This window comes from Streptomyces sp. 2A115 (genome assembly GCF_052245575.1).
Lineage (GTDB): Bacteria > Actinomycetota > Actinomycetes > Streptomycetales > Streptomycetaceae > Streptomyces.
Genome location: NZ_JBQQCG010000092.1, coordinates 16,019 through 29,280 on the forward strand (window position 1 = coordinate 16,019; position 13,262 = coordinate 29,280).

The following is a 13,262-nucleotide window of genomic DNA, read 5'->3' on the forward strand; positions in this document are numbered from 1 at the left end:
CGAACCGCACCCCGCGCGCTCAATTTGTACGACGAATATCCACTACCTGTGGACAACTTTCGGCACGGGACGGGCAATGCGGGCATGCTGACATTCGACCGGCGGAGCAGGACGGCCACCGCCGGCGCAACGGGGACGTACGGGGGTCGGTCATGCATCCGATGGTGAAACCCGCGCTGCGGCGCGGCTGGAGGGATCTCAACACCGTGCAGTTCGGGATGGCACCCGCACACGCGATGGTGCTCGGCCCGATGGACACGGCGACGGGCAGTTTCCTGACCTTGCTGGACGGAACACGCGGGCTTCCCCTCCTACGTGACGAGGGGCGCGGCATGGGCCTGCCCGACGGCCATGTCGACGGCCTGGTGGAGCGGCTGGCCCGGGCGGGACTGCTGGACGACGCGACGGGCGGCGGCCCGGCCGCCGACGCCCTGCGCGAAAAACCGGCGGTCCTGGACCGGCTGCGCCCCGACCTCGCCTCGCTCTCCCTGGTCGCCCCCGAACCGGGCGACGCGATGCGCCGCCTGACGGCCCGTCGCTCACTGCGCGTGCAGGTACGGGGCGCGGGCCGGGTCGGAGTGGTCCTGGCGACGGCGCTGGCGGGCGCCGGCGTGGGCCGCGTCGACGTGCAGGACGGCGGCTGTGTCGAACCGTGGGACGTGGCGCCGGGCGGACTGCCCGTCGAATCCATCGGCGAGCGCAGGGACGCGGCCGCCGGACGTGCGGTGCGCCGGGCGGCACCCGACCGACCGCCCGGGCACGGCGGTGCCCAGCCGACTTCCGGCGAAGGGGACCCGGGCCTGTCTCTGGTGATCATCGCGCCCCGGGACGGCCTGGCCGCCCACGCGCCCGATCCGACCGCGGCCGAGCCGCTGATCGACTCCGGGACCCCTCATCTGTACGCCGGAGTGGTAGAGGGCACAGGCGTCGTCGGCCCCCTGGTCCTGCCCGGCGACACGGCCTGCGCGGGCTGTCTGGACCTGGGGCGCACCGACCGTGACCCGGCCTGGCCGCGCCTGCTCGCCCAGTGGCGCTCCGGAAAGTCCCGCCACGTAGCGCCGTGCGATCTGACACTCTCGACCACGGTCGCCGGGCTGGCAGCGGGCCACGCGCTCGCTTTCCTGGACGGAGAGCTACCGTCGAGCGCGGGAGCTCGCTTGGAGGTCTCCGTGCCCGGTTTCGACTGGCACGCGCGTCCGGTCTGGCAGCATCCCGCATGCCCATGCGGGACCGCGGAGCATGCTAAAGGGGAGCAGACCTCGGACGACGAAAGGCCGCACGAGACAATGTCCGGGCAACAGCCGCGCGCGGCACGGCTGGCCGGTACTTGGAGGGCGCATGTCTGATCTTCCCCGGAAGGCGGTCACCCGAACCGCCAAGCTCGCCGCACTACCGCTCGGCTTCGCCGGGCGGGCGACCTGGGGACTCGGCAAACGAATCGGCGGCAAGTCCGCGGAGATCGTGGGCCGCGAGCTGCAACAGCGCACGGCGGAACAGCTGTTCAAGGTGCTCGGCGAACTCAAGGGCGGTGCGATGAAGTTCGGACAGGCCATGTCCGTCTTCGAATCGGCGCTGCCCGAAGAGGTCGCCGGACCGTACCGCGCGGCGCTGACGAAGCTCCAGGAGGCGGCCCCACCGATGCCGACGCGCACGGTGCACTCCGTACTCGAGGAACGGCTCGGCGAGGACTGGCACGACCTGTTCCTGGAGTTCGAGGACAAGCCCTCCGCGGCGGCGTCGATCGGACAGGTCCACCGGGCCGTGTGGCACGACGGCCGGGAGGTCGCGGTCAAGGTCCAGTACCCCGGGGCGGGCGAGGCACTGCTGTCCGATCTGAACCAGCTCAGCCGTTTTGCCCGCCTGCTGGGTCCGATGATGCCGGGCATGGACATCAAACCGCTCATCGCGGAGCTGCGCGACCGGGTGTCCGAGGAGCTCGACTACGCCCTGGAGGCACAGGCACAGCAGGCGCATGCGGAGGAGTTCGCGGACGACCCGGATGTGCTGGTGCCGGCCGTGGTCCACCAGCGCGAGCAGGTGCTCGTGACGGAGTGGATCGACGGAATACCGCTGTCAGAAGTGATCAACGACGGCACCCAGGAGCAGCGGGACCGAGCAGGCCAGCTCCTGGCCCGTTTCCTCTTCTCCGGCCCGTCCCGCACCGGCCTGCTGCACGCCGACCCGCACCCGGGCAATTTCCGCCTCCTGCCCGACGACCCGGAAGACCCCGACGGCAAGGGCGGCTGGCGTCTGGGCGTCCTGGACTTCGGCACGGTGGACCGCCTGCCGGGCGGCCTGCCGTCGACGATCGGCGACTCGCTCCGCATGACCCTCGACGGCGAGGCAGAGGCCGTCTACGACCTGCTCCGCGAGGAGGGCTTCGTCAAGGAGTCCATAGAGCTCGACCCGGACGCCGTCCTGGAATACCTGCTCCCCATCATCGAGCCGGCCCAGGTCGACGAGTTCACCTTCAGCCGGGGCTGGATGCGCAGCCAGGCCGCCCGAGTGGCCGACCCCCGCTCCCCCGCACACCAACTCGGCAAGCAGCTCAACCTCCCCCCGGCGTACCTCCTCATACACCGGGTGACGCTGAGCACGATCGGCGTGTTGTGCCAGCTGGGCGCGACGGTACGGCTGCGGGATGAACTCGAGGGCTGGCTTCCGGGCTTCCTGCCGGACGAGGAGGCGGTGTTGGAAGAGGAGGGGGGATCGGCGGCTGAGGCGTGAGTTTGGGGTGCCGTTTTTGAGGGGCGAGGGGAGGGGGGGCGGGGGGGGGAGGCCCCCAGGAGAGTCGGTAGTTCACCACCAAGCCGAGTCCAACCGCCCCTCGATCGCCCGCAGATTGGCCCGTGCGCAGTTCCCGCAGAAGTAGCGGCGGGCGCCGTTTTCCACGGAACAGGTCCAGGTGAGCGGGGGACTTTCTGATGTGACGCCGCAGCGGGCGCACACGATGGGCTGGGGCTCCGGGGTGGAGCCGGCGTTGTCACTGTCCCCGGGAAGACTCGTCACGCGGCGACCATAGCGCCGGGATCGGCGGATCCAGAGGCACAACGCACCGCGGGGGTCGGTCCGTTCGGACCGACCCCCGCGAACCGCGATTGTTTCTGTTGCCGTTGCGTCAACGGGCTTTACTGCATGACCGCCATGGCCAGGGCGCGGCGGGCGCGCAGTGACGCGCGCTCGGCGCGGCGCTGCATGCGGCGGGCCATCACCAGGCGCATCGCCTGGCGTTCCTGCTCGGCCTCATGGATCCGCTCGCGCATATGCGCACGAGCCATGGCTTCTGGGATGAGTTGCATCTCTCGGGTCCTGTTCTGGCGCGAGTCGTTCGCACTGGTGGTGGTGAAGTCTGGAATCGCGGAGCCGGCGGGCTCGTTCGTGGACGGCTTCATCGGGGCCTGTTTCTTGGGGTCGTGCGTCAGGGGGCGATCGATCGTTCCTGTGGTGTTCATGCCGCGACCGGGTTCTTGCGCGGGCGGCCACGCGGCCGCTTCCGGGCGACAACGACACCCTGGACGAAGAGCTCGCCGCCCCAGACGCCCCAGGGCTCACGCCGCTCCTTGGCGCCGGCGAGGCAGGCCTCGATCAGCGGGCAGGTGCGGCAGAGGGACTTGGCGTACTCGACATCGGCCGGCGACTCGGCGAAGAAGACCTCCGGGTCGTAGGAGCGGCAGGGGACGGGTACGCCGAGGTTCTCGATGGCGTCGTCGAGCGCGGTGAGCGCGGTGAGCGGGATCAAGGTGGAGTCCTCCGTGAGGCCGGGCGGGGGGATCGTTTCGGAAGGCGGTACGGACGGGGCGTGCGCTTCGAGTTGCACGGTTGGTCTTCCTCGTCTGGTCGTGCCGGCCGGTTGGCCGGTTGGCGGCTGGTACCGGGTTCTTTTCTTGTCCCGAGGCCCCTTCGCTCTGCCATCCCTGATCGGGGACAAACAGAAGGGCCGCGGATCCCGGGTGGGGTTCCGCGGCCCTGAAGGCGCCGGCCTGATCGTCGATCAGGCTGGATCACTCCAGGGGTCAGGCCCACGGAAGGCCCACATCGTGTGGTGCGTCTGCTTGGCGGCTCCGGCACCGGCGGCCGCAAAGGCATAGGCCTGCGCCTGTGCCTCTACTGCTTCCAGTGCCTTCATCGGTCGCTCATTGCGCTCACGGACGGGAAGGACCGCGAGAGACACGGAGGACGCCGGCCGGACAGCGGGAATGCCGGACAGACCGGTGCCCAGGTTCGAGAAGCCGAGCAGGCAGGTGGAGACGACCGAGCGATCGGTCATTTTGACGGTGCTGACGGAGCTGCTGTTGATGCTGATCACTGGAATCGCCTCCTCTCGGCGTCTCTGGGGACCGGGGTGAGCCGGTCCGACGGTTATTAAGTACAGCACGGAACCAGGGCCTTGGAGAAGGCCGCCGTTTCCGTGCTTTAGAACCTATGGGGATTGCTGGGGCATGCGCAAACTATTTTTTCGACGAGTTTGAATCAGTCCTGGTCTTCGTCCGTCTCAAGTTCCTGACCTGCGCAGATGGCGAGCACGTCGGGACCGTAGCGGCTGAGCTTGCGTGCGAGGACCCCTGGGATGTGGGCCAGTTCGGCCGGGCTGGACGGGACTGCCTCGGCGATGGCCATCAGCGTCTTGTCCGTGAAGACGCAGAAGTCCGGCTGACCGCTGCGTTCCGCTTGGACAGCTCGCCAGTCCCGGAGCCGCTCGTAGAGGCCCTCGTCCATGTCGGAGGGGCAGTCCTCGCAGCGCATCAGTTTCATCTCGCCTGCGTCGCTGAGGGTGCGGCCGCAGACCCGGCAGCGGGCCGGGGCGCGGTTCGCCCGTCGGGTGACGCCGGTGACGCTGCCCTGGGTGCCGCGTTCGATGCCGCCGGGGCCGGCCGTGCCGCCGCGGGTCGCGGTGGTGCCAGAGCCGGGGCGCAGGCCGTCGAGGAAGCGGCTGGGCCGCCGGTTGGGGCGGCCGCCGGGTGAGCGGGACAGCGCCCAGGAGACGGAGAGGTGTTCTCTGGCGCGGGTGACGCCGACGTAGAGGAGGCGGCGCTCCTCCTCGATCTGTTCGTCGGTCTTCGCGTAGCTGATCGGCATCATGCCTTCGGCGACGCCGACCAGGAAGACGGCGTCCCACTCCAGGCCTTTGGCGGAGTGGAGGGAGGCAAGGGTGACGCCTTGGACGGTCGGGGCGTGCTGGGCGCCGGCGCGTTCGTCGAGTTCGGCCACGAGGTCGCCGAGGGTGGCGTCGGGTTTGGCTGTGGCGAAGTCCTGAGCCAGGTGGGCGAGGGCGGCGAGGGACTCCCAGCGCTCTCTGACGGCTCCGGAGCCCGCCGGGGGTGCATGCGTCCAGCCGTCTCCCGAAAGGACGGCTCGTGCCTGCGAGGGCAGGTCGGGGGCGTCGTCGAGGAGGGAGTCGTTGCCTCCGAAGCGGGCGGCTCCGCGCAGGGCGTGGATGGCTCTCTTCACTTCGGGGCGGTCGAAGAAGCGCTCGGCTCCGCGCAGTTGGTAGGGCACTCCGGCGTCGGCGAGGGCCTGTTCGTAGATTTCGGACTGCGAGTTCGTACGGAAGAGGATGGCGATCTCGCTCGCGGCGATGCCTGAGGCGATGAGGTCGCGGATGCGGCGGGCGGCGCCTTCGGCCTCGGTGGGCTCGTCGGCGTACTCGGCGTAGGTGGGCTCGGGTCCTGGGGCACGTTGGGAGATCAGCTCCAGGCGGTGGTCGGCGGCGCGGCCTCGGGCCTGGGCGAGCAAGCCGTTGGCGAGGTGGACGACCTGGGGGGTGGAGCGGTAGTCGCGGACCAGTTTGACGACGGTGGCTCCGCGGTGACGGGTGCGGAAGTCGAGGAGGTGGTCTGGGGTTGCGCCGGTGAACGAGTAGATCGTCTGGCTGGCGTCGCCGACGACGCAGAGGCTGTCGCGCTCACCGAGCCAAAGTTCGAGGAGTCGCTGTTGGAGGGGGCTGACGTCCTGGTATTCGTCGACCACGAAGTGCTGGTACTGGGCGCGGACTGCTTCGGCGATGTCGTGCTGGTCCTGGAGGATGGCGACGGTCAGGAGCAGGACGTCTTCGAAGTCGATGACGGCGCGGTCGCGTTTGAGGTCCTCGTAGGCGGCGTACAGCTGGGCGATCTCGGCGCGGTTGCGGGTGGCTTCGCGGCCGGCCTTGGCCGCGGCGGCCGCGTAGTCGGCGGGGATGGTCTGGGTGACCTTGGACCACTCGATCTCGGCGGTGACGTCGCGCAGCTCACCTCGGTCGAGGCGGATGCGGCAGGCGGCCGCGGCGTCGGCGACGAGCTGGATCTTGCGGTCGACGATCCGGGGCAGACTGCCACCGACTGCTTTGGGCCAGAAGTACTGGAGCTGGCGCAGGGCGGCGGAGTGGAAGGTGCGGGCTTGGACTCCGGAGGCGCCGAGCTGGCGGAGGCGGCCGCGCATCTCGCCGGCGGCGCGGTTGGTGAAGGTGACGGCCAGCACGCTGGAGGGCTGGAGGATCCCGGCGCGTACCCCGTAGGCGATGCGGTGGGTGATGGCGCGGGTCTTGCCCGTGCCGGCTCCTGCCAGCACGCACACCGGGCCGTGCAGGGCGGTGGCGACCTCGCGCTGCTCGGGGTCGAGCCCTTCGAGTACCGCGTCGGCCGTGTCGGGGGCCTGCGGGAAGAGGGTGGAATGCGTTGCTGCTGTCACCCCGCCATGCTGCCAGGTCGGTGGAGACGGGTGCGCCGGTTGTCCACAGGGAGGCGGTTGCAGTCGTATTAATGCGGCAGGCGCTCGGCTCGGCACGGCGGACGCCGCGTCACGCCGGAGTCACTTCCGCTCTCTTCGCCGCCGGGTACCCGCGGCTCCCCCGGGCGCGTATGGGAATGGCGGCCCGGTCGCGTACGTTCCATCCACTGCGAAGACGCACTCCCAGCGGCGAAGGAGCACAAGAGACATGCCGGGCACTGTGACGATGTACAGCACCACGTGGTGTGGCTACTGCCGTCGGCTGAAGAGCCAGATGGACCGTGAGGGCATCACGTACAACGAGATCAACATCGAGCAGGACCCGGATTCCGCGGCTTTCGTGGAGAAGGCGAACGGCGGAAACCAGACAGTTCCCACCGTCCTCTTCCCGGACGGCTCGACGCTCACGAACCCTTCGCTGGCGCAGGTCAAGCAGAAGATCGGCGCGTAGCGGGTACGTGCCTCAGGCGGCTGTCCCCCGCGTCGGCAGGGGCTTGCCGTACCAGAGTTCGATCAGGCGGGCCGCAATCGAGATGCCGTACGGAGGCAGAACCTCCTCGGACTCGAAGGCGGCCCGCAGGTCTTCGCGGGAGAACCAGCGTGCCTCGTGGATTTCCTCGCCGTCGACGTTGATCTCCGCCGAGGTGGCGCGGGCCATGAAGCCGAGCATGAGGCTGGAGGGGAAGGGCCAGGGCTGGCTGGCCACGTATTCGACCTCGCCGACGGTGACTCCGGCTTCCTCGAAGACCTCGCGGCGGACCGACTGCTCGATGGATTCGCCGGGTTCGACGAAGCCCGCGAGGGTGGAGAAGCGGCCTTCGGGCCAGTGCACTTGGCGGCCGAGGAGGATGCGGTCCTCGTCGTCCGTCACGGCCATGATCACGGCGGGGTCGGTGCGCGGGTAGTGCTCGGCGCCGCATGCGGGGCAGCGGCGGATGTGACCGGCTGCGGCGATCACGGTGCGTTCGCCGCAGCGGGAGCAGAAGCGGTGCAGGCGCTGCCAGTTCTCCAGTGCGACCGCGTGCACCATGAGGGCCGTGTCGCGGGGCGACAGGAGCAGGCCTGCTTCGCGCAGGCCCGCCGCGCGCGCGGACTGGTCCATACGGCCGGGAAGTGCGTCCTTCTGGAGTGCGAAGTAGCTGACGCCGTCGTCGTCGGTGCCCAGGAAATAGCGGTGTGCTTCGGTGAGGGGGGCTTCGAAGGACGGGGTCATGACGAGTTCGGTGGTGCCGTCCGTCGTCTCGTCGATGAGGACCTGGCCGCCGGAGACCACGAAGGCGCGGGTGGTGGGGTGGCTCCACGCCGCTGCGAGCCAGGCCTCGTCGAGCCGGTGGTGGGCGGCCCGGTCGATGCCGCTGGGGGCGGTTAGTGAGATGGGACGGTCGGCGGTGTGATCGGTCCAGGTGGTCACGGGTGCTTCCAACTCCCCCGGTGGAACGGTTATTTCGGCGGGCGGTTCAGAGGGATGTACGGCGGGGTGTGTGCCGCGGGCCTTTTTCAGGGTGCATCTCGCCAGTTCTGGGCCAGATCGCCCCATAGGTAGGCCGCGGTTTCGGAGCCCTTGAGGAGCAGATCGATTTCGACCTTCTCGTTGGGGGCGTGCCAGCCGTCGGACGGGACCGAGATGCCGAGGAAGAGCACGGGTGCGGCGAGGACTTCCTCGAGGTCGGCCGCGGGCCCTGAACCGCCCACGCGGGTGAAGCGGATCTCCTGCTCGAAGGCGCGGCCCATGGCACGTACGACGGACTGCAGGGCCGGGTGGTCGAGGGGCGTCAGGCACGGGCGGGTGGCGGCGCCGAAGGTGATCTCGTGGCTGATTCCGGCGGGTAGCTGTTCGGCGGCCCAGACGCGAACGGCTTTCTCGATGTGGTCGGGGTCCTGTCCGGCGACGAGCCGGAAGGAGAGCTTCACCATCGCCGATGACGGGATGATCGTCTTGCTGCCGGGGCCCTGGTAGCCGCCGCCGATGCCGTTGACCTCGGCTGTGGGGCGGGCCCAGATGCGCTCGAGGGTGGTCTGTCCGGCCTCTCCGTAGGTGGCCGTCGACTTGGCGGTACGCAGCCACTGCTCCTCGTCGAAGGGCAGTTCGGCGAAGAGTTCGCGCTCGCGGTCGCTGAGTTCGGTGATGCCTTCGTAGAAGCCGGGGATGGCCACGCGCGCGTGCTCGTCGTGCAGGGCGGCGACGAGGCGGGCGGCCGCGGTGGCGGGGTTCGGTACGGCGCCGCCGAAGGCACCGGAGTGGATGTCCTGGTCGGGCCCGTACAACTCGATCTCGCACTCGGCGAGGCCGCGCATGCCTGTGCACACCGTGGGGGTGTCCTCGGACCACATGCTGGTGTCGGAGACGATCACGGCGTCGGCGGCCAGGCGTTCCCGCCGCGATTCGACGAGGGCGCGGAAGTGCGGGGAGCCGGATTCCTCCTCGCCCTCGATGAGCAGTTTCAAGTGGACGGCGGGTGCGGTACCGCCGGTCGCGGCGAGGTGGGCGCGGACTCCGAGTGTGTGAAAGAACACCTGGCCCTTGTCGTCGGCGGCCCCGCGCGCGTGGAGGCGGTTTCCGCGGACGACGGGCTCGAACGGGTCGGTGTCCCAGCCGTCCTCGCGGGCGGCGGGTTGTACGTCGTGGTGTCCGTAGACGAGGACCGTGGGTGCCTGTGGGTTGTCGGAGGGCCACTCGGCGAAGACTGCGGGGGCGCCGGCGGTCGCCCAGACCTCGGTGGTCGGGAAGCCGGTCTCCTGGAGTTTGGCGGCGAGCCAGTCGGCGCTGCGCCGTACGTCCGCGACGTGGTCGGGCTGCGCCGACACGGACGGGATGCGCAGCCACTCGGCGAGGTCGTCGAGGAAGGCGGCGCGGTGGTGCTCGATGTACGTGCGGACGGCGCTGTCCGGAGTCTTGCTCATGGCCACGAGCCTATCCGTCCACGCGAGCGTGCTGGTCCGGCGGTTCGTCAAGGGCCCCATCGGGCGGTTCTTCCAGCAGGAGCCGCTCCAGTGCGGCCCGGTCCGGCAGGGCTTCGGGGCGGTCGATCTCGCCGCTGCGCACGTACAGGAAGGCGGCCTGCACGGATTCCAGGGGCACGTGGTGCTGCTCGGCCCAGGCGAGCCGGTAGAGGGCGAGCTGGAGGGGGTCGGCGGTGCGGGTGCGGTTGGTCTTCCAGTCGACGATCTCGTACGTCGCCCCGTCACCGTCGCCTTCCTTGTAGACGGCGTCGATACGGCCGCGTACGACGCGTCCGGCGATCGCGAGCTGGAAGGGGGCTTCGACGCGGTACGGGGTGCGGTGGGCGTACGGGGTGAGTTCGAAGGCGTCCTTGAGGGCTTCGAGGTCGCGCTCGTCGGCGATGTCGGCTTCGCTGCCGGGCAGTTCCTCGGGCTCCAGCATCGGCAGCCGCAGTTCTTCGAAGCGGGCTTCGACCCAGGCGTGGAAGCGGGTGCCGCGGCGTGCTGCCGGCTGGGGCGGGCGCGGCATGGGGCGCGCGAGTTCCTGTGCGAAGGCGTCCGGGTCGGCGGCCAGGCGCAGTAGCTGGGACGCGGTCAGGGAGGCCGGCAGGGGTACGTCGGTGACGCTCGCGCGGGCGCGGAGGAGTTCTCCGGTGAGGGCGTCCAGGTCGCGGTCCCAGGAGGCGATGGTGCGGGCTTCCTCGGGGGTGGGGCGCTCCTCGGCAGCGGTTGGCAGGGGGTGCGGGCGGGCGTCTGGGGCGGGAGTGGGGTGCGGGACCTTCGGCCGGTTCGTGGTCCGCGGCTCCCAGTCGCCGGGGTCGGTGTCCGTGGAATCGGCTTTTCTGTGGGGCGCGACTTCGAAATCGGCCTCCCTGTAAGGGGGCTCGTCCGCGTACGGGGGCTCGTCCGCGTACGGGGGCTCGTCCGCGTACGGGGGCTCGTCCGCGAAGTCGCCGTCCCCGTAAGGGGGCTCGTCCTCCTCGGGCGGAGGTGGCCAGTCCGGATCGTCGTACGGGCCCGGGGCGTCGTGGGCTGAGGGGTGGGCCGTCTCGTGGGAGTGTCCGGACTCCAGGTGGGCCAGCACCGTCTGCGCGGCCGCGCGTCGGCGGGCCATCGCGGTGTCGTCGAGCGGGAGAGGCCAGGCGTGGTCGCCGGCGGCTTCGTGCAGCGCCGGGTTCTCCTCGTTCTCGTCGGGTTCGTCCGCCCAGGCCTCGATCTCGCCGTGTCCGGCCGCGCAGTGCTCGTACAGGGCCTGCAGGAAGTCGGAGGGACCGCGTGGCTTCTTCTGGGAGGGGCCCCACCAGTGGCCGGAGCCGAGCAGCAGGGAGCGGGGGCGGGTGAACGTGACGTAGCCGAGGCGGAGTTCCTCGGTGTGCTGGTGGTCCTTCATGGCCTCGTGGAAGGCCTTCATGTTCCGGGAGTCCCAGGCGTCGATGTCGGGCAGGGTGTCGGCGTCGCCGCGCAGTTCGTGTGGCAGGACCTTGCCCTGGGCGGTCCATTTTTCGCGGCCCTGGGTGCTGGGGAAGGTGCCGGTGACGAGGCCGGGGACCGCGACGACGTCCCACTCCAGGCCCTTGGATTTGTGCGCGGTGAGCACCTTGACGGTGTTCTCGCCGCCGGGCAGGGCGTTGTCGAGGCCCTTCTCGTACTGGGCCGCGGTGCGCAGGAAGCCGAGGAAGGCGAGGAGGCTGGCCTCGCCGTCGTTGGCGGCGAAGGACGCGGCGATGTCGAGGAAGTTGGAGAGGGTTTCGCGGCGGCGGGCGGCGAGGGCGTGCGGGGACGCGGAGAGCTCCACTTCCAGGCCGGTCGTGGCGAGGACCCGGTGCAGGACGTCCATCAGTGGGTCGGCGAGCGAGCGGCGCAGGTCGCGCAGTTCGGTGGCGAGTCGAGCGAACCGTACGCGCGCGTCGGCCGAGAAGGGCAGCCCGTCGTCGTCCCCGTCGCCTCCCAGTGGCGTCTCCAGGAACGTGTCGAGCGCGTCCGCGAGCGAGATCACCTCGGCCGGGTCGACTCCCTCGACGGCCGCGGCGAGCCGCCGGTCGGGGTCGTCGTCGGCCCCCACCCGCGCGTGCGACACGAGGAGCCTGGCTCGGCGTCCCAGGAGGGCGAGGTCGCGGGCGCCGATCCGCCAGCGCGGGCCGGTGAGCAGACGGACCAGCGAGGCGTTGGCGCCCGGATCCTGGAGGACCTCGCAGACGGCCACCAGGTCGGCGACCTCGGGCAGGTGCAGCAGTCCGGAGAGGCCGACGACCTCTACGGGGATGTCGCGGGCGACGAGCGCGCCCTGGATCTCGGCGAAGTCGGTCGCTGTGCGGCACAGGACGGCGATCTCGCCGGGCGCTTTTCCGGTGCGTACGAGGTGGGCGATGGAGTCGGCGAGCCAGTTCATCTCCTGGGCGTGGGTGCGCAGCAGGGCGCAGCGCACCATGCCGTCGCTCTCGGCGCCGGGGGCCGGACGGAGGGCCTCCACGCCCGCGTGCATGGCGCGCAGGGGCTCGGCGAGGCCGTTGGCGAGGTCGAGGAGGCGGCCGCCGCTGCGGCGGTTCTCGCTGAGCGCCTGGCGGGTCGCGGGGCGGCCGTCGGCGTGGGCGAAGTGCTCAGGGAAGTCGTCGAGGTTGGCCACGGAGGCGCCGCGCCAGCCGTAGATCGCCTGGCAGGGGTCGCCGACGGCGGTCACCGGGTGGCCCGTGCCGCCGCCGAACAGGCCCGCCAAGAGGATGCGTTGGGCCACCGAGGTGTCCTGGTACTCGTCGAGCAGGACCACCCAGAACTCGTCGCGCAGGATGCCGCCGACCTCGGGGCGGGTGCGGGCGAGGGTCGCTGAGAGGGCGATCTGGTCGCCGAAGTCGAGGAGGTCGCGCTCACGCTTTGCCGCCCTGTAGCGGCCCACCAGCTGGGCCAGTTCACGCCGGGCGGCGGCCGTCTCCGGGACCTTGCGCAGGTCGGCGTTGGTGAGCTTGGCGCTCTCCAGGTCGCGCAGCAGCCCGGCATCGTACGCGCGCAGTTCCTCGGGGCGTACGAGGTGTTCGGCGAGCTCGGAGTCGAGGGTGAGGAGATCGCTGACGAGGTCGGGGAAGGAGCGGGTGAGCGCCGGGTAGGGCCCCGGGGCCTCGCGCAGGACACGCGCGGCGAGCTGGTAGCGGGTCGCGTCGGCCAGGAGTCGCGCGGTGGGTTCGAGCCCGATGCGCAGCCCGTGGTCGGTGAGCAGGCGACCCGCGAAGGCGTGGTAGGTGGAGATGACCGGCTCGCCCGGCGGGTTGTCGGGGTCGATGACGTCCGGGTCGGTGACGCCGGCCTTGATCAGTGCCTTGCGGACACGCTCGGCGAGTTCGCCGGCGGCCTTGTTGGTGAAGGTGAGGCCGAGGACCTGTTCGGGGGCGACCTGTCCGGTGCCGACCAGCCACACCACGCGCGCGGCCATCACCGTGGTCTTGCCGGAGCCGGCTCCGGCCACGATCACCTGCGGGGCGGGCGGTGCGGTGATGCAGGCCGTCTGCTCCGGGGTGAATGGGATGCCGAGGAGCTCTTTGAGCTGCTCGGGATCGGTGATACGGGCTGGCACGTCAGAGAGGCTAGCCGCGCCCACTGACAGTCGGTGCAGTATCGGTGGCCGGGCC

General features: G+C 70.6%; 11 protein-coding genes. 3 read left to right on the forward strand and 8 right to left on the reverse strand.

Annotation, left to right across the window (positions count from 1 at the left end; all coding sequences use genetic code 11):
* Nucleotides 1-152 precede the first annotated feature (152 nt).
* Together ACTWQR_RS46485 and ACTWQR_RS46490 are read left to right on the forward strand one after the other, a co-directional pair.
* Entirely contained in the window at nt 153-1,346 is a 1,194-nt protein-coding gene (locus tag ACTWQR_RS46485) for a TOMM precursor leader peptide-binding protein (RefSeq protein WP_443233370.1), read from the forward strand.
* Nucleotides 1,339-2,727, forward strand: coding sequence for an ABC1 kinase family protein (locus ACTWQR_RS46490; RefSeq protein ID WP_443233371.1), 1,389 nt, complete (start codon nt 1,339-1,341; stop codon nt 2,725-2,727). The genes ACTWQR_RS46485 and ACTWQR_RS46490 overlap by 8 nt, the downstream gene beginning before the upstream one ends.
* A 72-nt stretch (nt 2,728-2,799) precedes the next feature.
* Here ACTWQR_RS46490 and ACTWQR_RS46495 read toward each other — a convergent pair whose 3' ends face one another.
* The 5 genes from ACTWQR_RS46495 to ACTWQR_RS46515 all read right to left on the reverse strand — a co-directional run bounded on the left by ACTWQR_RS46495 (nt 2,800) and on the right by ACTWQR_RS46515 (nt 6,762).
* Nucleotides 2,800-3,009, reverse strand: a complete 210-nt coding sequence (locus tag ACTWQR_RS46495) for a hypothetical protein (RefSeq protein ID WP_443233372.1) — start codon at nt 3,007-3,009, stop codon at nt 2,800-2,802.
* 119 nt (nt 3,010-3,128) lie between these two features.
* Nucleotides 3,129-3,452 (reverse strand): hypothetical protein, encoded by a 324-nt coding sequence (locus ACTWQR_RS46500; protein ID WP_443233373.1) that lies wholly within the window; start codon nt 3,450-3,452, stop codon nt 3,129-3,131.
* Nucleotides 3,449-3,817, reverse strand: a complete 369-nt coding sequence (locus ACTWQR_RS46505; RefSeq protein ID WP_054228178.1) for a WhiB family transcriptional regulator — start codon at nt 3,815-3,817, stop codon at nt 3,449-3,451. Before ACTWQR_RS46505 ends, ACTWQR_RS46500 begins: the two co-directional genes overlap by 4 nt.
* A 174-nt stretch (nt 3,818-3,991) precedes the next feature.
* Entirely contained in the window at nt 3,992-4,306 is a 315-nt protein-coding gene (locus tag ACTWQR_RS46510; protein ID WP_443233374.1) for a hypothetical protein, read from the reverse strand.
* 164 nt (nt 4,307-4,470) lie between these two features.
* On the reverse strand, nt 4,471-6,762 hold the full coding sequence (locus tag ACTWQR_RS46515; RefSeq protein WP_443233375.1) for an ATP-dependent DNA helicase UvrD2: 2,292 nt from the start codon (nt 6,760-6,762) through the stop codon (nt 4,471-4,473).
* 151 nt (nt 6,763-6,913) lie between these two features.
* Here ACTWQR_RS46515 and ACTWQR_RS46520 point away from each other — a divergent pair, with 151 nt between their 5' ends.
* Nucleotides 6,914-7,156 carry a mycoredoxin gene (locus ACTWQR_RS46520; protein WP_030929162.1) on the forward strand — a complete coding sequence of 81 codons (243 nt, stop codon included), beginning with the start codon at nt 6,914-6,916 and terminating at the stop codon, nt 7,154-7,156.
* Nucleotides 7,157-7,168: 12 nt separating this feature from the next.
* On the opposite strand, the gene nudC is transcribed toward ACTWQR_RS46520, so the two are convergent.
* From nudC to ACTWQR_RS46535, 3 genes are all read right to left on the reverse strand, one after another.
* Nucleotides 7,169-8,116, reverse strand: coding sequence for an NAD(+) diphosphatase (gene nudC, locus ACTWQR_RS46525; protein ID WP_443233376.1), 948 nt, complete (start codon nt 8,114-8,116; stop codon nt 7,169-7,171).
* Between the two features lie 86 nt (nt 8,117-8,202).
* Nucleotides 8,203-9,606 (reverse strand): dipeptidase, encoded by a 1,404-nt coding sequence (locus tag ACTWQR_RS46530; protein WP_443233377.1) that lies wholly within the window; start codon nt 9,604-9,606, stop codon nt 8,203-8,205.
* A gap of 10 nt (nt 9,607-9,616) precedes the next feature.
* Nucleotides 9,617-13,207 (reverse strand): UvrD-helicase domain-containing protein, encoded by a 3,591-nt coding sequence (locus ACTWQR_RS46535; protein WP_443233378.1) that lies wholly within the window; start codon nt 13,205-13,207, stop codon nt 9,617-9,619.
* Nucleotides 13,208-13,262: the final 55 nt, after the last annotated feature.